The organism is Salinicola sp. MH3R3-1, assembly GCF_001937155.1.
Taxonomy (GTDB): Bacteria; Pseudomonadota; Gammaproteobacteria; order Pseudomonadales; family Halomonadaceae; genus Salinicola; species Salinicola halophyticus.
This window is the reverse complement of sequence record NZ_MSDP01000015.1, coordinates 81,570-100,981: the sequence shown is the minus strand read 5'-3', so window position 1 is coordinate 100,981 and position 19,412 is coordinate 81,570. Positions and strand designations below refer to the sequence as shown.

The 19,412-nt window shown below is 63.3% G+C and carries 17 protein-coding genes; 6 read left to right on the top strand and 11 right to left on the bottom strand.

Annotated elements, in window-relative coordinates; all coding sequences use genetic code 11:
• Positions 1 to 124: 124 nt before the first annotated feature.
• Genes fliI through fliF form a run of 4 tightly spaced genes read right to left on the bottom strand, consistent with a single transcriptional unit; the run spans position 125 to position 5,117 of the window.
• The gene (gene fliI / locus BTW08_RS09865; protein WP_075562353.1) at positions 125 to 1,549 is read right to left on the bottom strand and encodes a flagellar protein export ATPase FliI; all 1,425 of its coding nucleotides are present in this window, start codon (positions 1,547 to 1,549) and stop codon (positions 125 to 127) included.
• Positions 1,539 to 2,330, bottom strand: a complete 792-nt coding sequence (locus tag BTW08_RS09860; RefSeq protein ID WP_075562352.1) for a flagellar assembly protein FliH — start codon at positions 2,328 to 2,330, stop codon at positions 1,539 to 1,541. Before BTW08_RS09860 ends, fliI begins: the two co-directional genes overlap by 11 nt.
• Entirely contained in the window at positions 2,317 to 3,315 is a 999-nt protein-coding gene (gene fliG, locus BTW08_RS09855; RefSeq protein WP_075562351.1) for a flagellar motor switch protein FliG, read from the bottom strand. The genes BTW08_RS09860 and fliG overlap by 14 nt, the downstream gene beginning before the upstream one ends.
• Positions 3,312 to 5,117: a flagellar basal-body MS-ring/collar protein FliF gene (fliF, locus tag BTW08_RS09850; RefSeq protein WP_075562350.1), complete on the bottom strand. Its 1,806-nt coding sequence runs from the start codon at positions 5,115 to 5,117 to the stop codon at positions 3,312 to 3,314. Before fliF ends, fliG begins: the two co-directional genes overlap by 4 nt.
• A gap of 480 nt (positions 5,118 to 5,597) precedes the next feature.
• Between fliF and fliE the strand changes: the two genes are divergently transcribed.
• Positions 5,598 to 5,924 (top strand): flagellar hook-basal body complex protein FliE, encoded by a 327-nt coding sequence (gene fliE / locus BTW08_RS09845; RefSeq protein WP_075562349.1) that lies wholly within the window; start codon positions 5,598 to 5,600, stop codon positions 5,922 to 5,924.
• A 72-nt stretch (positions 5,925 to 5,996) separates the two neighbouring features.
• On the opposite strand, the gene rarD is transcribed toward fliE, so the two are convergent.
• A complete protein-coding gene (gene rarD / locus BTW08_RS09840; RefSeq protein WP_075562348.1) occupies positions 5,997 to 6,866 on the bottom strand; it encodes an EamA family transporter RarD in 870 nt (289 codons plus the stop codon).
• A 222-nt stretch (positions 6,867 to 7,088) separates the two neighbouring features.
• Here rarD and BTW08_RS09835 point away from each other — a divergent pair, with 222 nt between their 5' ends.
• From BTW08_RS09835 to BTW08_RS09825, 3 genes are read left to right on the top strand one after another with little or no spacing between them, the layout of a single operon-like run.
• Complete coding sequence (locus tag BTW08_RS09835; protein ID WP_075562347.1) at positions 7,089 to 7,913, top strand: amidohydrolase; 825 nt, start codon at positions 7,089 to 7,091, stop codon at positions 7,911 to 7,913.
• Positions 7,914 to 7,922: 9 nt separating this feature from the next.
• On the top strand, positions 7,923 to 8,870 hold the full coding sequence (corA, locus tag BTW08_RS09830; protein ID WP_075562346.1) for a magnesium/cobalt transporter CorA: 948 nt from the start codon (positions 7,923 to 7,925) through the stop codon (positions 8,868 to 8,870).
• Between the two features lie 30 nt (positions 8,871 to 8,900).
• Positions 8,901 to 9,602, top strand: coding sequence for a pseudouridine synthase (locus BTW08_RS09825; protein WP_075562345.1), 702 nt, complete (start codon positions 8,901 to 8,903; stop codon positions 9,600 to 9,602).
• Between the two features lie 126 nt (positions 9,603 to 9,728).
• Here the strand turns inward: BTW08_RS09825 and BTW08_RS09820 are convergent, their stop codons facing one another.
• The 6 genes from BTW08_RS09820 to gloB form a co-directional block, all read right to left on the bottom strand.
• Positions 9,729 to 11,312, bottom strand: coding sequence for a dipeptide ABC transporter ATP-binding protein (locus BTW08_RS09820; RefSeq protein ID WP_075562344.1), 1,584 nt, complete (start codon positions 11,310 to 11,312; stop codon positions 9,729 to 9,731).
• Positions 11,309 to 12,427, bottom strand: coding sequence for an ABC transporter permease (locus BTW08_RS09815; protein ID WP_075562343.1), 1,119 nt, complete (start codon positions 12,425 to 12,427; stop codon positions 11,309 to 11,311). Before BTW08_RS09815 ends, BTW08_RS09820 begins: the two co-directional genes overlap by 4 nt.
• On the bottom strand, positions 12,427 to 13,515 hold the full coding sequence (gene yejB / locus BTW08_RS09810; protein WP_075562424.1) for a microcin C ABC transporter permease YejB: 1,089 nt from the start codon (positions 13,513 to 13,515) through the stop codon (positions 12,427 to 12,429). The genes BTW08_RS09815 and yejB overlap by 1 nt, the downstream gene beginning before the upstream one ends.
• Positions 13,516 to 13,524: 9 nt before the next feature.
• The gene (locus BTW08_RS09805) at positions 13,525 to 15,459 is read right to left on the bottom strand and encodes an extracellular solute-binding protein (protein ID WP_075562342.1); all 1,935 of its coding nucleotides are present in this window, start codon (positions 15,457 to 15,459) and stop codon (positions 13,525 to 13,527) included.
• Positions 15,460 to 15,653: 194 nt separating this feature from the next.
• Positions 15,654 to 16,820, bottom strand: a complete 1,167-nt coding sequence (locus BTW08_RS09800) for a transglycosylase SLT domain-containing protein (protein WP_075562341.1) — start codon at positions 16,818 to 16,820, stop codon at positions 15,654 to 15,656.
• A gap of 78 nt (positions 16,821 to 16,898) precedes the next feature.
• A complete protein-coding gene (gene gloB, locus BTW08_RS09795) occupies positions 16,899 to 17,666 on the bottom strand; it encodes a hydroxyacylglutathione hydrolase (protein ID WP_075562340.1) in 768 nt (255 codons plus the stop codon).
• Between the two features lie 233 nt (positions 17,667 to 17,899).
• Here gloB and BTW08_RS09790 point away from each other — a divergent pair, with 233 nt between their 5' ends.
• Positions 17,900 to 18,826 carry a methyltransferase domain-containing protein gene (locus BTW08_RS09790; protein WP_083627797.1) on the top strand — a complete coding sequence of 309 codons (927 nt, stop codon included), beginning with the start codon at positions 17,900 to 17,902 and terminating at the stop codon, positions 18,824 to 18,826.
• A 60-nt stretch (positions 18,827 to 18,886) separates the two neighbouring features.
• On the top strand, positions 18,887 to 19,345 hold the full coding sequence (rnhA, locus tag BTW08_RS09785) for a ribonuclease HI (protein ID WP_075562338.1): 459 nt from the start codon (positions 18,887 to 18,889) through the stop codon (positions 19,343 to 19,345).
• Positions 19,346 to 19,412 lie beyond the last annotated feature (67 nt).

The window sequence follows — 19,412 nt, the reverse complement described above, 5'->3', positions numbered from 1 at the left end:
TTGGGATCTTTCACCGGTTGCCATTGTGACCGCCCGGGCGGCGTGGCAAACGCTCGAGAAACGCTAGAAAAGGCGACTATTCCATCAGCCGGACAGGCGAGGAGAGGTGAGCGAATCCGGTAAGTCAGTCGGCAATGGGGATGAGTCGGTCCAGGTCGGCATGGGTGGGCGCCAGCTCCGCGATCTCGTTCATACCCTGCTGCAGGAACGACTCGAGCCGCGGATACAGGGCGACCGCGCGGTCAAGCTGCGGATCCTGGCCGCTGATATAGGCGCCGACGTTGATCAGATCGCGGTTGCGCTGGTAGCGGGAGATCATCTGCTTGAATCCCTGCGCCTGGCGCAAGCGCTTGGCTTCGACCACCGCCGGCATCGCCCGGCTAATCGAGGCTTCGATATCGATGGCCGGGTAGTGGCCGCTTTCTGCCAGTTGGCGGGAAAGCACGATATGCCCATCGAGAATGGCGCGTGCGGAGTCGGCGATCGGATCCTGCTGGTCGTCGCCTTCGGTCAACACGGTGTAGAACGCGGTAATCGATCCGCCGCCGCGCTTGCCGTTGCCGGCGCGTTCGACCAGACCGGGCAGCTTGGCGAAGACGGAGGGCGGATAGCCCTTGGTCGCCGGCGGCTCGCCGATGGCCAGGGCGATCTCGCGCGCGGCCATGGCGTAGCGGGTCAGCGAGTCCATGATCAGCAGGACATTGCGGCCCTGATCGCGAAAATCCTCGGCCAGACGGGTCGCGTAGGCTGCGCCCTGCATGCGTTGCAGCGGCGAGGTGTCGGCAGGGGCGGCAACGACCACGGCACGTGCCAGGCCGTCTTCGCCGAGGATGTTCTCGATAAAGTCCTGAACTTCGCGGCCACGTTCGCCGATCAGGCCGACGACGATCACGTCGGCATCGGTGAAGCGGGCCATCATTCCCAGCAACACGCTCTTGCCGACCCCGGAGCCGGCGAACAAGCCCATGCGTTGACCGCGGCCGACGGTCAGCAGGCCGTTGATGGCGCGGATACCGACATCGATGGCGGTATCGATGGGCGCGCGAGACAGTGGGTTGATCGGTGGCGTCTCGAGCGGAGCGTGCGGGGCCTGTTCCAGCGGGCCGTGGTCATCCAGCGGGCGGCCGTTGCCGTCGACGATACGACCCAGTAGGCCATCCCCCAGCGGAAATCGACGTGCGCTGGCGATATCCAGGCGATTGCCGCTTAGCGCCAGTACACGGGCACCGGGCAAGAGACCGCTGGTGTCGGCCAACGGCATCAGGAAGAGTTTGTCGCCGGAGAAGCCCACCACTTCGGCCTCGGCGAAGCGTTCGTCGGCGCCACTGCCATTGCCGGCCGAGAGTTCGATCAGGCAGGCACTGCCCAGCGGGAGGCTGATGCCGACCGCTTCCAGAACCAGACCGGTAGCGCGGGTGACGCGACCCTCGTAGCGATAGTGGGAGAGTGATTCCACCCGATGGCTGATCTTGGCCAGGGCTTGACGCCAGCGTTGATGGTGAGGGGAGTCCCCTGAATCTGCCTGGGTGGAGGCCGGGTCACGCATCATCGGCCTCATCCTCGGCGTTCGGCTCCACCGGGGGCTCGGGACTTTCGCTGACCGACGGTGCCTTGCGTTGGCGACGCTGACCCAGAATCGCCTTCCAATGGGTGCTCAAGCTGGCGTCGAGCCCGCCGCCGGCACTGGTGGCACGGCAGCCGCCGCGTTCGAGCGCCGGATCGGGATGGCACTCCCAGCCGCTGGCCGCGAGCGTTTCCCCCATCGCCGCCGTCACCAGTTCGAGATCCGCCGGATGCAGCCATAGGCGCGGTTTGCCATTCAACGTGGTGTCGGCATCGAGCAGCTCGCGCACCACGCTGAGGATCTGGTCGGGGTTGGCGGCGAGGGATTCCCCTGCCAGCTGGCGCCCGGTAATGAGGGCCAGCTCGATCAGTTGGTCGGCGACTTCGGTATCCAGTGACGTCAGGGCGTGACGAAAGTTGTCGGCAAGCTCGGCGAGGGGATTCAGAGTCATTTCCAGACGTTTCTGGAACTCCAGCTCGGCGGCGGCGTTGGCCGCTTCCAGGCCTTCCTGATACCCCGCCTGGTAGCCCTGTTCGTGGCCCTCGCGGTGGCCGCTCTCGAAGCCTTCGCGCTCGGCCTTTTCGCTGGCTACCTGACGCGCCCTGGCGTCGGCCTCCTGCTGCCGGCGTTGACGTTGCGCCTCGGCATCGAAGACGGGGTGTCCGGTGTCCGACGTGTGTTCGTGGCCGAGATCTTCCATCTGCCAGCGATGCCACTCACCGGTGGTCTCGAGAGCCGGCGGGTTGCGTCGATCAGACGTAGCCATCGTCGCCACCGCTCAAGGCGATCTCGCCGGAATCGGCAAGACGGCGCACCGTACCCAGAATCGCTTTCTGTTCGTTTTCGACCTGCGACAGCCGAATCGGCCCGCGGTTTTCCATATCCTCGCGCATCAGCTGGGCCGCGCGCTGGGACATGTTGCGCGTGAACTTATCGATCAGTGCCTCCTCGGCCCCTCGCAGCGCGATGACCAGAGAGTTGGTCTCGACCTCGCGCAGGATCATCTGGATGCCGCGATCGTCGATGTCCAGCAGGTTCTCGAACAGGAACATTTCGTCGATGATGCGCTGGGCGAGGTCCTCGCTGTGGGCGCGGACGACGTCGATGACCTGCTCTTCCTGAGCGGTGTTCATCAGGTTGAGAATCTCGGCCGCGGTTCTGACGCCGCCCATCTTGCTGCGCTTCAGGTTGGTGCCGTCGAGCATCGAGGTGAGCACCTCGGTGAGTTCCTGCAGCGCAGCCGGCTGCACGCCGCTGAACGTGGCGATACGCAACATGACGTCGTCGCGCAATTTTTCGTCGAACAGCTCGAGTATGTCCGCCGCCTGGGAGCGTTCCAGGTGAACCATGATCGTGGCGATGATCTGGGGGTGCTCGTCGCGGATCAACTCCGCGACCATCGACGCTTCCATCAGATTCAGCGAGTCGATGCCCGAGGACGCATTGTTGGTCTCGAGAATATCCTCGATCAGGCTGCTGGCGCGTTCGCTACCCAGGGCCTTGGTCAGGACCGCACGAATATGGTCGTTGGAGTGCAGGTTGATGGCGGTGAACTGCTCGGCCTCGTCATGGAAGTCCCGCAGCACCGCTGCCATTTCCTCATGGGAGACCTGTCCGAGCTTGGCCATCTCCTGGCTGATGTCCTGTACTTCGCGGGTGGAGAGGTACTTGAACACCTCCGCGGCGCTGTCTTCATCCAGCGACAGCAACAGGATGGCGCCACGTCGGGCGCCGGTCATTTCCAGCGTCATGATTTTTCCATCCAGCTTCTGACGACCATGGCGACCAGGCGCGGATCTTCCTGTGCCATTTCACGAACGTCCTTGAGGTCCTGCTCGTAATTCGAGGCGCTGCGCCGGTTACGCTCGCGGCTTTTCGCGGCGCTGCCGCCGCCAGCATCGCTGACGGTCTGATAGTTCGCGGCGCCGGCCGCCGCCGCCGCACCGGAGGGGGGAGCTGCGGGCGCTGCCGCGGGTGCCGGGATGGGCTCCGGGGTCTGACGCCGGATCAACGGTTTCAGCACCTTGAACCACAGGAACAGGGCGGCCAGGGCCACGAGCAGATATTTGAGCGCGCTCTTGGCCAAGTCCCAGACTGCCGGCGTCTGCCACCAAGGCTGAGCGACGAAATCCGAAGTCTTGATCTGGAACGGACTGTTGACCACTTCGAGAGCATCGCCGCGCGTCTCGGAGAAGCCCATCGCCTGACGCACCAGGCCGCGAATCTGATCCATCTCGGTATCGCTCAGGGCGATCTGAGTCGGGTTGCCCTCGTCGTCCACGCCGTCTTTGTAGTTGACGACGACCGCGACCGAGAGACGATCGATGCCGCCGCTATGCTGTTTGACGTGATCGACGGTTCGATCGACTTCATAGTTGATGGTGCTGTCGCGACGGCCCTGGCCGGTATCGGTGCCGTTGTCGTCCGTCTGGGCCGTATCGTCGGTAGTGGCGTCATCCGCCTGATCGGCGGCGTCGTCTACGTTCTGGGCCTGCGTGGCCGGGGCATTGATCGGCGAGGTGGCCACCCCCGGCGGCTGATTGCTCAGCGCGCCGGGAACGCCCATGGCGAGATCGCTATTGCTCTGGAACGACACGCTGTTCTGCTTGCTGCGCACTGCGGCGTCGTGGGGAGACTGATTGGGGCCGTAGCGCTCCGAGGTCTGTTCCCGCTGGGAAAAATCGACCTGCGCGGTGACCTGGGCCCGCACGTTTCTCGCACCGACGATAGGTGCCAGGATCGCTTCGATGCGATCGGCGTATTGATTCTCGAGATTGCCGACGTAATCGAGCTGACTGCCGTCGAGTTGATTGGCGTCATGGCTCGGCCGGCTCAGCAGGTCGCCGTTCTGATCGATCACGGTGACATCATCGACGGCCAGCTGAGCGACGCTGCTGGAGACCATGTGGACGATCGCGTTGACCTGGCCTTCGCCGAGTACGCGACCCGGTTGCAGGTCGAGAACCACCGAGGCGGTGGCGGGCTGACTCTCGCGGACGAAGACCGACGGCTTGGCCATGGCCAGATGCACTCGGGCGCGGGCGACGCTGCCCAGCGTACCGATGGTGCGTGCCAGTTCGCCTTCGAGAGCACGCTGATAGTTGATCTGTTCCGCAAACTGGCTGATACCAAATGCCTGATCGTCCATCAGCTCGAAGCCGACGCCGCTAGCCTCGGGCAGACCCTGTTCGGCCAGCTTCAGACGAATCGGACGGACCTGATCGGCAGGGACCAGCAGCGCCTGGCCGCCCTCGCTGAATTCGTAGGGCACGCCCATGGCATCGAGCTGGTTGATGATCCGGCCGCCATCGGCGTCTGTCAGTGTCGAATAGAGAACGCGATATTCCGGGCTGCGAGCCCACAGCAGCAGCGCGATCACGATCGCCACGGCAGCGGCGCCGGCGATGATCAGCGGGATGCGCGGATTCGTCTGCAGCTTGCTCAACCAGTCGCGGCCGCCAGCGGTCGTCCCCGAATCGGCTTGCCGATTCGAAGCCCGGGCGGAGGCGTTGCCTGAACCTTGGGTGTCGTTGGGCGACGCGGCCGTGCTCATGTCGGGCTCCGATCAAGGCACGCGGTACGATCCAACGACCTGAGGTGTTCCATCGAGAGGGCGCGACCCATCGGGGCGCGATCCGTCAACCTGGTACGACTAGACAACATAGCAGTAGTCTGCTCCCTGCAACGCGTCTGCTCATCCGTGACTCGACCCGCTCGGAGCGTCCGTCCGATGCGGCCAAGACCGGGGCGTAAATTTGATGGCAGCCATTATGTGTCGCTCTGTTAACCGTGAAGGTAGGAAAAGCCGGTGTTTTCACACGCATTTACCGCGATAGTGATTGGCTGGCTATTGATAGGCTGCGAGCGTCGAATCCATCGGCAGCTTTTTTGAGCGCGTTCGCTATCGATAAAGAGCCGCTGCTGCAGTGAGTCGCTACTGCAAAGAGCCGCTGCCTAGAACCGCGGCTGCGAATAGCTGTCGTCGCAGATAGAGAATCGTCTTGTCGTCAAACCGTCACACAGGGAAAACTCCATGAGTGCTCCAGCCATCCAGGCGGCGCTTCAACAGATGCAGGCGTTGTCGGCCCAGGCCAGCGGTCAGAGCGCGAGCCCGTTGGCCCCGACCGCCGAGACCGGCGGTAGCTTCGCTGGTGAGCTTCAGGCATCGCTCGGTCGAATCAACCAGATGCAGCAGACCGCCAATCAACAGGCGATGTCGTTCCAGGCCGGCGATCCGAACGTGGCGTTGAACGACGTGATGATCGACATGCAGAAGGCGAGCGTGAGCTTCGATATGGGCGTGCAGGTGCGTAACCGCCTTGTGACCGCCTATAAGGAAGTCATGGGGCTGCAGGTCTAAAACCGCGTTCCGATCCTGCCGGCGCTTCGATGCGGCCTGCCGTCTTGACTGACGGCAGGCCTTTGCCGTCGTTCAGGCGACGTGCTGGCGATGCCGGCGCCAGGTGTCCACCGAGTAGAAGCCGAGCCCGATCCAGATCAGCACGAAGGTGATCAACTGGGAGGCGGAAATCGGCTCACCGAACACCCACAGCGCCAGCAGGAATTGCAGGGTGGGGTTGAGATACATCAGAAAGCCGACGGTGGAGAGCGTCAATCGCCGCGCGGCGCCGGCAAAGGCGAGCAGCGGCAGGGTGGTGATGACCCCGCTGACGATCATCAGTGCGGTGGTCCCGGCACCGTCTCCAAAGTGGGACTGGCCATGCCAGCTCAGCCACACCAATGCCACCAGGCTCAACGGCAGCAGCAGACTCGTTTCAACCAGCAGGGCCGAGAGCGCATCCAGCGCCACGCGTTTGCGCAGCAGGCCGTAGGTGCCGAACGTCATCGCGAGCACCAGGCTGATCCAGGGCAATCGCCCCAGCATCACCAGCTGCAGCACGACGGCTGCCAGCGCCAGCCCGATCGCCAGCATCTGCCAGCGGCTCAGCCGTTCACGCAGCACCAGCATTCCCAGCGCCACGTTGACCAGCGGTGTCATGAAGTAGCCCAGACTCGCCTGGAGGACGTGGTGTGTTTCCACGGCATAGATATAAAGCCCCCAGTTCAGCGCAATGAGCAGCGCGCAACCCAGACTCCAGGCCAGTCCGCGAGCCAGTTCCCGGGAGCTTCGAAAGCTCCGGCGCAGTGCCGGCCAGCGCCCCATCAGCGTGACCACGATAAGCAAAAAGGCACAGGACCACAGAATTCGCTGCACCAGGACTTCGAATGCCGGTACGCCGTCGAACAGCGAGAAGAACAGCGGGAAGCATCCCCACATGGCGTAGGCGGCAACGCCGAACATGACGCCGCGACGCGCCTCGCTTGGTGTTGGCGACGATGCGGCAGGCGCCGTATCGGTCGTCGGTACTCGAGAAGTCTCCGTAGAAGAACCAGCCATGTTCGACGCTCCGTGTCGTGAACCCGTAATCTATCACGACCCGTATCTCTCGGCCGCCGCGCCTGATGACGCTGGTCCGAAGTTTGCCCGCGGGCGGTGTGCAATACGATTCGAACGAGGAATTCCATGACTGAACTACGCGTGAGTCTGGTGCAGAGCGAGCTGCACTGGGAGGATCCGGCAGGCAATCGTCGCCTGCTGGATAGCCGTATGGGAACGCTGGACGGCAGCCAGACCGATGTCATCGTGCTACCGGAGATGTTTGCCACCGGATTCACCATGAATGCCGAACTCATGGCCGAGCCCTCCGATTCGAGCCCGACGCTCGAGTGGATGCGCCGCCAGGCACGCGAGCGGTATTGCATCGTGACCGGGAGTCTGGCGATCGCCGAAGGCGGTAACTGCTACAACCGGCTGGTGTGGATGACGCCGGAAGGGCGGGCAACGGTTTACGACAAGCGCCACCTGTTCCGGATGGGCGACGAGCCGAAACACTACGCCGCGGGCTCGCGACGTCAGATCGTCGAGGTCAAGGGCATGCGTGTCATGCTGTCGGTCTGCTACGACCTGCGGTTCCCGGTCTGGCTACGTCAGCAGCCGACTGCCGAGCAGCCATTCGAATACGATGTGTTGCTGTGCGTTGCCAACTGGCCGGCCCCACGTCGCCACGCCTGGCGGACCCTACTAAAGGCCCGTGCGATCGAGAATCTGAGCTATGTCGTCGGGGTCAATCGTGTCGGCGAAGATGGCAATGGCTTGCCCTACGCCGGAGATTCGATGGTCGTGGACTTCAAGGGCGAGCCGCTGGCCGATCATCCGGTAGACGAGGGATTCGTGGAGACGGTAACGCTGTCGGGATCGGCACTGTCATCGTTTCGCGATAAATTCCCCGCCTGGAGAGACGCAGATGGCTTTGCGTTGGCCGATTCCGATGACGACCTGCATGAGTAAGGATGGGCCATGATTCGAACCTTTCGCCTCGATCAGAACGATTTCAGAGAGCTTAGTGAAGGCCCCATCGACGCACGTTTATGGGAAGCCAACTGGATCGATGCCTACGATCTCGACAACGAAGACCGCGCGGCACTGGAACCCTTTCTCGCGGACGAGTTGCCCGCCAATACCGATATCGAAGAGATCGAATCCTCGGCGCGCTTTTTTACCGATACCGACGGGCTGCACGTTCACTCACTGTTTCTGGCACGCAACGAAGGCAAGCATCAGACCAATACGGTGGTTTTCATCCTGCAACCCCAGCGACTGCTGTCGCTGCGCGAGGACGATCTCGCCGATTTTCGACTGTTCCGGCTAAGAGCGCGGCGCGGTCAGGTCAAGGCGGCCTCGCCGCAATCGCTGATCGTGACGCTGTTCGAACAGAAGGTGGAAAACCTGGCCGACGGCATCGAGGACATGCACCGCGACCTCGAACAGGTCAGCCACATGGTACTGGAGATCGAGGATGCCGATCTGGAGGAGGCGATCGACCAGTTGGCCAAGGTCGAGGATATCGTCGGCAAGATACGCCTGTGTCTGATGGACACGCAGCGCTCGCTCTATTTCCTCATCCGGCATCTGCGTTATTATGGCGAGCTGCAGGAGCAGGCCAAGGAGGCGCTGCAGGATGTCGAGGTGCTGATGTCCCACAGCACCTTCCTGTCCGACAAGGTCAACTTCCTGATGGATACCACCCAGGGTTTCATCAACATCGAGCAGAACCAGATCATCAAGAGCTTCTCCATCGCCTCGGTCGTGTTCCTGCCGCCGACGATGATCGCCAGTATCTACGGGATGAACTTCGACGTGATGCCGGAACTTACCTGGAGCTTCGGCTATCCGATGGCGATCGGCTTGATGGCGTTGTCGGGCATTTCACCTTATCTCTATTTCAAATACCGCGGATGGCTGTGAGCCTGCCGCGAGCCAGGGGTTTTCAAATTCATGCGGTTGGATCGATTTCTTAGCGAAGCCACGGAGCTCACGCGCAGCCAGGCCAAGCGTGCGCTGCGCCAGTTCGAAGTCAGCGTAGACGGCGAAGTCACGCGAGATGCCTCGTATCAGGTATCCGACGATCAGGTGGTGCGATGGCAGGGCGACACCCTGGAGCGGGTCGGTTGGCGCTATCTGATGTTGCACAAGCCGGTCGGCGTCGAGTGTTCGTTGCGACCGACGCATCATCCTTCCGTGCTCAGTCTGATCGATATCCCGCAGATCGAGCGGGTGCATCCGGTAGGGCGGCTGGATCTCGACACCTCAGGCCTGCTGCTGATCAGCGACGATGGCAAGTGGACGCACCGCGTGACGTCGCCGAACCGCGCCTGCGTGAAGCGCTATCGGGCGACGTTGGGTGAACCGCTGGCAGCGGGCGAGGCAGAGCGTATTGCGGAGCGGTTTGCCGAGGGCGTCGAGTTGAACGGTGACGACCGGCCGACCCGGCCGGCAACCTTCGAGGCCGTCAGCGACACCGAAGTGCTGATCGGTGTCACCGAGGGGCGTTACCACCTGGTCCGGCGTATGCTCACCGCGGTGGGGCATACGGTCGAGGCACTGCATCGCGAAGCGATCGGCCCGCTGGAGCTCGATCCCGATCTCCAGCCGGGGGAGTGCCGGTATCTGCGCCCGGAAGAAATTGCCGCGTTCTAAGGACGATCGCCGGACTTCGGGCCAACAATGTTGCCGTTGACCACTTCTCTATCTATTGCGAGTCAACGTTTATACCGTTATCTTTCTTCAAAATTTAAAGGTAACGCAACTTCTTAAAAGCAGTCATCAGACCAGTGACGAAGCGTCGATCAACGCTCGGGTATAAGCCGAGCGGGGCGCTTCGAGCAGTGTTTCGCACTGGCCCTCTTCGACGACCTTGCCCTCTTTCAGTACCAGTATCCGATGGGCCATCGCGCGCACCACAGCGAGATCGTGGCTGATGAACAGGTAGCTGAGGCCATGCCTGGCCTGGACGCTGCGCAGCAGTTCGATCAGCTGCTTCTGTACGGTGCGATCCAGCGCCGATGTCGGTTCATCGAGTACCAGTAGCCGGGGTTTGAGAATCAAGGCGCGAGCGATGGCGATGCGCTGGCGCTGGCCGCCCGAGAACTCGTGCGGGTAGCGGTGGCCGCAATCCGGCGGCAAGTCGACTTCCCGTAGCGCCTCTGCGACCCGTTTAGTCACGCTCGACGCGTCGAGTTCGGGGTGATGAAAGCGCAGCCCTTCGCTGATGATATCGGCGACCGGCATGCGCGGGGACAGCGAACCGTAGGGGTCCTGAAATACGATCTGGAAACCGCGTCGCTGGCGCCGGAGCGCGTTACCGCTCAGTGAATCCAGGCGCAGGCCGTCAAAATGGATCTCGCCACTGGCCGGTAGCAGGCGAATCAGGGCAGCCGCCAGCGTGCTCTTGCCGGAACCGGATTCACCCACCACGCCGAGTGTTTCTCCCTCACGCAGTTGAAGCGACAGAGGCTCGACCGCGACGAAAGCGGGCGGCCGGGGGCGCAGAAACGGCTTGGGCCGGGCAAAGGTGATGCCCACATCGTTGGCGCTCAGCAGCGTCGCGGCATTCTCTGGCACGGGCAGCGGCCGGCCGGCGGGTATCGCGTCGATCAGCTGACGCGTGTAGGCGTTCTGTGGTGTGTCGAAAACATCGGTTGTCGGCCCGGCTTCCACGCATTCGCCGTGACGCATGACCACCACGCGATCGGCGTGACGCCGCACCAGGTTGAGATCGTGGCTGATCAGCAGTAGACCCATACCGTAGCGATCACGCAGATCGTCCAGAAGTGCCAGAATCTCCTGCTGAACCGTCACGTCCAGCGCGGTGGTGGGTTCATCGGCGATCAGTAGCTGCGGATCGTTGGCGATCGCCATGGCGATCATCACCCGCTGGCGCTGCCCGCCGGAAAGCTGGTGGGGCCAGGCCGCAATCAGCTCATCGACCCGGGGCAGCTTGACCTGCGTCAGCAGTTCGCGGATGCGGCCCTTGGCGGCCTGACCTCGCAGCCCCTGGTGCAGTCGCAGGGTTTCTCCCAACTGCTTGCCAACGCTGTGCAGCGGATTCAACGACGTCATCGGTTCCTGAAAGACGAAGCCGATCCGGCCGCCGCGTAGCGCGTTCCACTGGCGCGGCGAGAATTCGCCGAGGTCGCGGCCGTCGAAACGCCGCTGGCCCTCGATATCGGCCCCTGCGGGCAGCAATCCCAACGCCCCCAGCGCGCTGACCGACTTGCCCGAGCCGGATTCGCCGACCACGGCCACCGTCTCGCCGCGATCGACGTGAAGATCCAGCGAGTCGACCGCGACGTGGCTTCCGAAGCGGACGGTGAGACGACGAAGTTCGAAGAGTCGGTGGTCGCTCATGGGAGACTTTCCTGACGCGGTCGGTTTGCCGGGGCTTGGGGCCCGGCGGCAGGGGGATTCGGAATCCGGGTCGCTGTGAGAATATGGCGCGGATCGAAAGCGTCGCGAAGTCCTTCGCCGATGAACACCAGCAGCGACAGCATCAGGCTCAAGGTGATGAAGGCGGTAACGCCGAGCCACGGCGCTTGAAGATTGTTCTTGCCTTGGGCGACCAGTTCACCCAGAGAGGGCGAGCCCGGCGGCAGACCGAACCCCAGAAAGTCCAGCGCCGTCAGGGTGGTGATGGCGCCGGTAAACAGAAACGGAATGAACGTCAGCGTGGCGACCATCGCGTTGGGCAGCACGTGCCGACGCATGATCAGGCGCGAGGGCAAGCCCATGGCGCGAGCGGCTCTGACGTACTCCAGATTGCGGGCACGCAGAAATTCCGCGCGCACGATATCCACCAGACCCAGCCACGAAAACAGCAGCATGATGCCCAGCAGCCACCAGATGTTGGGCTCGACCAGGCTGGCGAGAATGATCAGCAGGAATAGCACCGGCAACCCGGACCAGATCTCGATCACGCGTTGGCCGATCAGGTCGACCTTGCCGCCGAAATAACCCTGCATGCCGCCGATCACGACGCCCAGAAAAATCGAGCCTATGGTGAGCGCGAGGGCGAAAGCGACCGATAGCCGGAATCCGTAGAGGACACGGGCAAACACGTCACGGCCTTGGTCATCGGTCCCCAGCCAGTGGCGGCTGCCGGGCGGCGAGGGCACCGGCCCGCGCACGTCGCGATCGAGCGTCTGATAGGAAAACGGCACCGGTGGCCACAGCATCCAGCCGTTGCTGGCGATCTGCTCGAAAACCACGGGATCGCGATAGTCCGCCGTCGTCGGCAGGAAACCGTCGAATTCGGTTTCCGGATAATCCACCAGCAGCGGCACGTACCAGTGGCCGTCGTACTGCATCACGATCGGCTTGTCGTTGGCGATGAGCTCGGCGCCCAGGCTGACGATGAACAGCAGTCCGAAGATCCACAGCGACCAGACGGCGCGGCGGTTGCCACGGAAGACCTGCAGGCGTCTCTGGGTGATCGGCGACAGATGCCGGCGGCGGCTCGATGTCATCAGGACTCCCGGGTGCCGAAATCGATGCGAGGGTCGACCCACACATAGGTCAGATCCGAGACCAGCTTGAGCACCAGCCCGATCAACGTGTAGAGATAGAGCGTGCCGAAGATCAGCGGATAGTCGCGCTGCATGACCGCCTCGAATCCGAGCAGGCCCAGGCCGTTGAGGGAGAAGATCACCTCGATCAGCAGCGAGCCGGTGAACAGGATGCCGATCAGCGCCGCCGGCATCCCGGCGATGATGATCAGCATGGCATTACGGAAGACGTGGCCGTACAGTACGCGGCGCTCCGAGGCGCCCTTGGCTCTTGCCGTCAGCACGTACTGCTTGTGGATTTCGTCGAGGAAGCTGTTCTTGGTGAGCATGGTCAACGTGGCGAAACTGCCGATGGCCGAGGCGAGGACCGGCAGCGTGATATGCCAGAAATAGTCTTGGATCTTGCCGAGCAGCGACAGCTCGCTGAAGTTGGACGACGTCAGCCCGCGCAGCGGGAACCAGTTCCAGTAGCTGCCGCCGGCGAACACCACGATCAGCAGGATGGCGAACAGGAACCCGGGAATCGCGTAGCCGACCACCACCGCGCCCGACGACCAAACGTCGAAAGCGCTGCCGTGGCGCAGCGCCTTGCGAATGCCCAGCGGAATCGAAATGAGATAGACCAGCAGCGTGGTCCAAAGCCCCAGCGAGATCGACACCGGCAGTCGATCCAATATCAGATCGATCACCGGCTGGCCGCGGAACAGACTGTCGCCGAGATCGAACGTCGCGTAGTCCTTGAGCATCAGCCCGAAGCGTTCCCAGGCCGGCTTGTCGAAGCCGTACTCCTCAGTCAACTGCTGTCGCAGCTGTTCGTCGACGCCATGGAGTCGCTGCGCGCTGCCGCTGCTGTTGCCACCACCATTGCTACCGTCACCGCCGCCGCTTTCGAGACCGGTGCTGGCGTTGCTGTTCAAGCCTTCGAAACGCGCCATCATCTGATCGATGGGCCCGCCCGGGGCGGCCTGGACGATGATGAAGTTGAGCAGCAGAATTCCCAGCAGCGTCGGGATCATCAGCAGCAGGCGGCGAACGATATAGCTGGCCATGATCGACAATCACTCCTGGCCGCGCTGACGCGCGGTGACGGCTCGAGCGCGGTCGGGGTCGACCCACCACACCGTGAAATCGGGAGTGTAGCGCGGGAACGGTCTGGGGTAGTCGAACTTGTCCCAGACCGCGACGCGGGTGCCGTCGAAGTTCCACTGCGGAACCACGTAGAAACCCCATCGAAGAACGCGATCGAGCGCCCGCGAGGCGATGTCCAGGTCGTCGCGGCTGTCGGCCTGAATCAATCGATCGACCAGCGCGTCCACCACCGGGTCATGCACGCCCGCCAGGTTGCGGCTCTGTGGCACATCGGCATAGTCGCTGGTCCAGAAGTCCCGCTGCTCGTTGCCGGGGTTGGCCGACTGCGGGAAGCTGCCGACGATCATGTCGAACTGGAATCCGCGCAGGCGATCGAGATACTGGTTGACGTCGACCACGCGAATCTCGCTCTGGATGCCGAGCCGTTCGAGATTGCGCACGAACGGCTGGGTAATCCGCTCCCACTGACTGTCGTAGAGCAGAAATTCCAGCGTGAACGGCTGGCCGGTGGCGAGGTTGACGAGTTTGCCGTCGCGCACGTCGTAACCGGCTTCGCGGAGCAGATCGAGCGCCTCGCGCAGCCGTGGCCGCAAAGACTCCGGCTGGGGGACTGGAAGCGGCTGGTCGAATACCGCGTCGGGCAGTTGGTCTCGATAGGGCGCGAGCAGTTTCAGCTCGGCGCCGTCCGGCAAGGCCTTGGCGGCCATCTCCGAGTTCTGGAAGTAGCTATTAGTACGTTGATAGGCGCCGTAGAACAGGTGCTGGTTGATCCAGTCGAAATCAAACACCAGGCCCAGCGCGCGGCGAACCTTGGGATCCGAAAGCTTGTCGCGTCGCGTGTTGAAGACGTAGCCCTGCATTCCCGCCGGCTGGCCATCGGGAACGATGACTCGCTGGATCGCTCCGTCCTCGACGGCCGGGGTATCGTAGGCGGTCGCCCAGTTCTTGGCGCTGCTCTCGATGCGCATGTCCAGTGCGCCGGCAAGAAAGGCCTCCAGTGCCACGGACTGGTCGCGGAAGTAGTCGTAGATCAGCCGATCGATATTGTAGCGCCCGCGATTGAGCGGCAGGTCGCGGCCCCAGTAGTCGTCGACCCGACGATAGACGATGCGCCGACCGGGATCGATTTCAGCGATCTCGTAGGGGCCGGATCCCATCAGCTTGTCGAGCGTCGGTTTGGTGAAGTCCCGGTCCTGCCAGTAGTGCTCGGGTAATACCGGAAGCTGACCCAGGATCAATGGCAGCTCCCGCGATTGATTGTTCGAGAACTCGAAGCGCACGGTGCGCTCGCCGAGCGCCGAGACCGATTCGACGCTGGCGTAGTAGGCCCGATAGAACGGCGAACCCTTGTCGCGCAGCAGGCGAAAACTGAACACGACGTCCCTGGCGGTTACCGGCTTCCCGTCGTGAAAGCGCGCTTCAGGCCGGATATCGATTTCCATCCAGTGGCGGTCGGGATCGAGACGAATACCGCCGGCCAGCAATCCGTACATGGTGAACGGCTCGTCGGCGCTGGATTCCATCAGCGTATCGTAGATCTGGTTGAGGCCGTCGGCGGGCGTGCCCTGAATGATGAACGGGTTGGTGGAGTCGAAACTGCCGTTGGCGGCCCGGCGCAGCGTGCCGCCCTTGGGCGCGGCGGGGTTGGCGTAGGGCAGATGGTCGAAGTCCGCGGGCAAGCCCGGGTCGTCGTAGAGGGCGATGGCGTGAACGGTCGGCACGTCGCCGGTTTTTTCCACGGCGCTTTGTTCGGCGGTGGTTTTTTTCTCGACGCTTGTTCCATCAGCGCTTTTTCCTTCAGCGATTTTTCCCTCAGAATCATACTGCTGGGCGAGCGCGGCTGCTGGCAACACGATGGCCAGCGCCAGCGTGACCGTCGCCAGTAACCCTCGAAATCCAGCCATCGTCGACATCCTTTCCTCACGTGTCGCGGATCTTGTACGGATGCCAGCAAGGGCATCAGGCGCTATGACATCAGGCGCTATGACATCAGGCATGCCGACATCCAGGCGCGGCCACACTTCGACACGTTGTACCGGCAACGGCCGTGATTTCAAAGCGCTATTTCCCGACGCCGTCGGCGCTTGACCTCCAAGCTCTATCGACCAGCATTGCTGTTTTGCGCGATTGCCGTGGCCGGAACCGTCAGGGTCTGTCCGACGCGGATGGTGCTGCCCTCGAGGCCGTTTTCACGACGGATCTCGGCAACGCTGGCACCGAAGCGCGCAGCAATGGCGGAGAGGGTGTCGCCGCGTCTGACGACGTAGCGGTCGAGTACCGTGCGTTCGGCGGCGGGTAGCGTTGCCAGGTTGGCGAGAAACCGCTGCTTGACCGCGACGGGCACAAGGATCGTGGCATCGCCGCGAGGGCGCGTGGATGCCCGCTTGAATCCCGGGTTGAGCTGGCGAAGCGTCTGGGGATCGACCCCGGCGAGATCGGCCGCCATCGACAGTGTCAGCGGGCCGTCGGTGGGGACCTGGGCAAACTGGACGCTATCGGGTATTTCCGGTAACACCACACCGTACTGTTCCGGCTCCGCGATCACTTCGGACAGCGCCAGCAGGCGCGGGATGTAAGCCATGGTTTCGGCGGGCAGACGCAGGTGCCAGTAATCGATCGGGTCGCCGCGATTGGCGGCGGCCTCTCTGGCCGCATTCACCGTGCCGGCGCCAGCGTTGTAAGCCGCCAGTGCCAGCAACAGGTCGCCATCGTACCAGCGGTCGGCCTGCTGCCGGATATAGCTCATCGCGGCGCCAGTGGCGGCCACGACATCGTGTCGACCGTCATACCAGGCGGTGCGCGATAGGCCCATGGCGTCGCCGGTGGCGGGCATGAATTGCCAGAGACCGGCGGCACCGCCGGGGTTGGTGGCGGTAGGGTCGTAGCCGCTCTCGATGAACGGCAACAGGGCGATCTCGCCGGGCAGATCACGAGACCGCAGTTGCAGGGTAACCCAGCGCAGCCAGGGCCGGGCCTGGGCCGCCACGCGCTCGACGTGCTGTGGGTGTTCCCGATACCACTCGAGCCACTCGGCGACTCGGGGGTTGGCCGTCTCGTGAGAAAGACGAAATGCCTCGCGCAGGCGAAGCCAGGCGTCCGGCGAACGATGCTTCTGCAGTTTCAGCGATGACCAGAAGGTGCGCTGGGGCGCACTGGCCTGGGCATCGGCGCCGCTGCCCGCGATGGCAGTCACGGGCAGCGCGGAGAGTAGCAGGCTGCCTGCCAGGCCAACGAAAACCTGGCAGCGCCTCGATCGGGAAATCATGTGTTCGACAATCCTTGATGACGCTGTCGCACAACCGGATAAGGCGAACAGCGAGTAACCTCGTCTTTCATCGCAATGCTAAAAATGATCTTTCCACGCCCGCAGGGTGGCAAAAGCCTCCATACCGTTATCGGCAGCACCGCGCTGACGTAAAGTCTCGAGCAGCCCAGGCTCGTCGATGCGCAGGAACGGGTTGATCTGGCGCTCACGGACCAGCGTGGTCGGTAACGTCGGGCGGTCCAGGTCGCGGGCCGTGCGACACTCGTCCCGGTAGGCATCACGGGCCGCATTGTCGGGTTCGGCCGCTGCAGCGAAGGCGAGGTTGGCGAGCGTGTATTCATGGGCGGCAAACACCAGCGTGTCTTCCGGCAGGGACTGGATCTTGGCCAGTGATTCGTACATCTGCTCTGGCGAGCCCTCGAACAGGCGCCCGCAGCCACCGGAGAACAGCGTATCGCCGGAGAACAGCAGGCCCGGTGTCCCGGGAGCGTAGAAGGCGATATGATCCAGCGTGTGGCCGGGTACGGCAAACACCTCGAAGCGTCGACCGAGGACGCGGCATTCGTCGCCTTCGCCGACGCGATGGTCGATACCGGCAATGGCGTCGTTGGCGGGACCGTAGACCTTGGGAGAGTAACGCTCGATCAGCTCGGCAAGCCCGGCGGTGTGATCCTGGTGATGGTGAGTGATCAGGATGGTGTCCAGGGCCAGGTTTTCCTGCTCGAGCCAGGCGATAACCGGCGCGGCGTCGCCGGGATCGACGACGATGACGCTATCCTGATTGTCCTGGCGCAATACCCAGATATAGTTGTCCTGCAACGCGGGAATCGGTTTCACGGTCAACATATGGCATCCTTCTGCGGCGGCTTCGTCCAGGGAGTTCTACGTGCGGGTTGCGGCGTCGACGGCGAATATCGCTCGATCCGCGCGACCCATCGCTCAGATCCAGGCATTGCCCGGAGGTTCCCCAGGCCGTCTGGAAAAGACCTTACTAAAATGACCTTTTTAGTACAGGAACCGTCGTCGAACCCGACGAGCCACCGTTTAAAAAGCGATAACCTTGGGGAGTAAAGTCGGTCGTGTCAATCTCGCCCACCGATCCGGGTTTGCAGGCAATCGTCCGCGAAGGGCGTCGATTCTGGGAATCGGCGCCCGGCCTCTCGCTGTGGCGGGCGGAGCGTGCATGCCTGGGGCCGCACTGCGAGCATCATCGAGGGATCGTCAGCCTGCAACTGGGCATGGCGCCGTTGATGAGCGACATGTGCCCGATCCGCCATGCGCTGGACTGGGCCCCGACGCCCGACCTCGTTCGTGGTGCCAACAGCCTCGTCTGCCTTCCCGATCGTCTTCCGCTCGCCGATGACAGCCTCGATCTGGTGGTGCTGCACCATCTGCTCGAAGCCGTCGAGCATCCGCATCACGTCCTGCAGGAAGCCGCACGCGTTACCCGCGCCGACGGGCGTCTGCTGGTGTTCGGCTGGCATCCGTTCGGTCCCAGTGGTCTGCGTCCGCGGCAGCGGCCCGCGCCGTGGCAGCAGCAGTGGCGTACTCCCGGCCGCCTGCGCGACTGGCTGGCGTTTGTCGACTTCGAGATCGAGCGGGTAGACTACTGCGGCTTCCGACTGCCCGGTCGCGCCAGCGGAAGTGAGCGGCTCGAGACGCTGGGCCGGCGCTACAATCTGCCGCTGGCTTCGGCTTACCTGATGGTGGCCCGGCGTCGCAGCATTCCGGTCCAGCCGATCAAGGTGCGGGAGCGGGTGCTCGGTGGCAACAAGTCCGGTGCCTGGCTAGGGCTCGCCAAGGAGACGGCGCACGCCCGTGGTCGGCGTGACGAAGAGTCTCGCCGCGTCGCTGGCCCCGGGCCCTTGCCCAGCCGGGTCGCGCTCGAGGCCGCCGACAGCGATCAGCGAACGGCGACGTCGAGTGACGGCTTCAATGGCGTCATCGATGCCAATGCCAGTGCCAGTGCCGTGACCCGCACTCGTGTCTCCCAGACGACCGCCTGACATCAAAGTCCGACTTCACAGAGAGTTTACGTCTTGCCTGCTCCAAAACCCGATTCGACGATGCCCGCCGTGACGATCTATACCGACGGCGGTTGCCGTGGCAATCCCGGCCCCGGCGGCTGGGGTGCGTTGCTGGTTTCCGGCCACCATGAGAAGCCCTTGAAAGGGGGCGAGGCCGAAACCACCAACAACCGCATGGAGCTGATGGCGGCGATCCAGGCGTTACGGGCGCTGGATCGGTCCTGCCGGGTTGCGCTCTGGACCGACTCCCAGTATGTCCGCAAAGGCATCACGGAGTGGATCCATGGTTGGCAGAAGCGGGGCTGGAAAACCGCGGCCAAGCAGCCGGTGAAAAACGCCGAACTGTGGCGGGAACTGCTCGCCGAGACCCAGCGCCATGCCATCGAGTGGCATTGGGTGAAGGGCCACAGTGGCCATCAGGGCAACGAGGCCGCCGACCGCCTGGTCAACGAGGCGATCGATGAAGTCGTCGCGGCGCGGCGGTCTTCAGTCCGTTGAGCGCGCCTCGACAGCAATTTTTCCCGTACAACGAGTGACGGCCGCCAGGCACTGAGGCTACGGGCAC

What these genes read in the sequence shown, in the direction of transcription:
- rarD (WP_075562348.1), bottom strand. Translation starts at nt 6,866, where the DNA reads ATGTTCGGCGTTGCCGCCTACGCCATGTGGGGATGCTTCCCGCTGTTC.
- rnhA (WP_075562338.1), top strand. Translation starts at nt 18,887, where the DNA reads ATGCCCGCCGTGACGATCTATACCGACGGCGGTTGCCGTGGCAATCCC.
- fliI (WP_075562353.1), bottom strand. Translation starts at nt 1,549, where the DNA reads ATGATGCGTGACCCGGCCTCCACCCAGGCAGATTCAGGGGACTCCCCT.
- BTW08_RS09800 (WP_075562341.1), bottom strand. Translation starts at nt 16,820, where the DNA reads ATGATTTCCCGATCGAGGCGCTGCCAGGTTTTCGTTGGCCTGGCAGGC.
- BTW08_RS09815 (WP_075562343.1), bottom strand. Translation starts at nt 12,427, where the DNA reads ATGACATCGAGCCGCCGCCGGCATCTGTCGCCGATCACCCAGAGACGC.
- BTW08_RS09825 (WP_075562345.1), top strand. Translation starts at nt 8,901, where the DNA reads ATGCGGTTGGATCGATTTCTTAGCGAAGCCACGGAGCTCACGCGCAGC.
- yejB (WP_075562424.1), bottom strand. Translation starts at nt 13,515, where the DNA reads ATGGCCAGCTATATCGTTCGCCGCCTGCTGCTGATGATCCCGACGCTG.
- BTW08_RS09860 (WP_075562352.1), bottom strand. Translation starts at nt 2,330, where the DNA reads ATGGCTACGTCTGATCGACGCAACCCGCCGGCTCTCGAGACCACCGGT.
- corA (WP_075562346.1), top strand. Translation starts at nt 7,923, where the DNA reads ATGATTCGAACCTTTCGCCTCGATCAGAACGATTTCAGAGAGCTTAGT.
- fliE (WP_075562349.1), top strand. Translation starts at nt 5,598, where the DNA reads ATGAGTGCTCCAGCCATCCAGGCGGCGCTTCAACAGATGCAGGCGTTG.
- BTW08_RS09820 (WP_075562344.1), bottom strand. Translation starts at nt 11,312, where the DNA reads ATGAGCGACCACCGACTCTTCGAACTTCGTCGTCTCACCGTCCGCTTC.
- gloB (WP_075562340.1), bottom strand. Translation starts at nt 17,666, where the DNA reads ATGTTGACCGTGAAACCGATTCCCGCGTTGCAGGACAACTATATCTGG.
- fliG (WP_075562351.1), bottom strand. Translation starts at nt 3,315, where the DNA reads ATGACGCTGGAAATGACCGGCGCCCGACGTGGCGCCATCCTGTTGCTG.
- BTW08_RS09805 (WP_075562342.1), bottom strand. Translation starts at nt 15,459, where the DNA reads ATGGCTGGATTTCGAGGGTTACTGGCGACGGTCACGCTGGCGCTGGCC.
- fliF (WP_075562350.1), bottom strand. Translation starts at nt 5,117, where the DNA reads ATGAGCACGGCCGCGTCGCCCAACGACACCCAAGGTTCAGGCAACGCC.
- BTW08_RS09835 (WP_075562347.1), top strand. Translation starts at nt 7,089, where the DNA reads ATGACTGAACTACGCGTGAGTCTGGTGCAGAGCGAGCTGCACTGGGAG.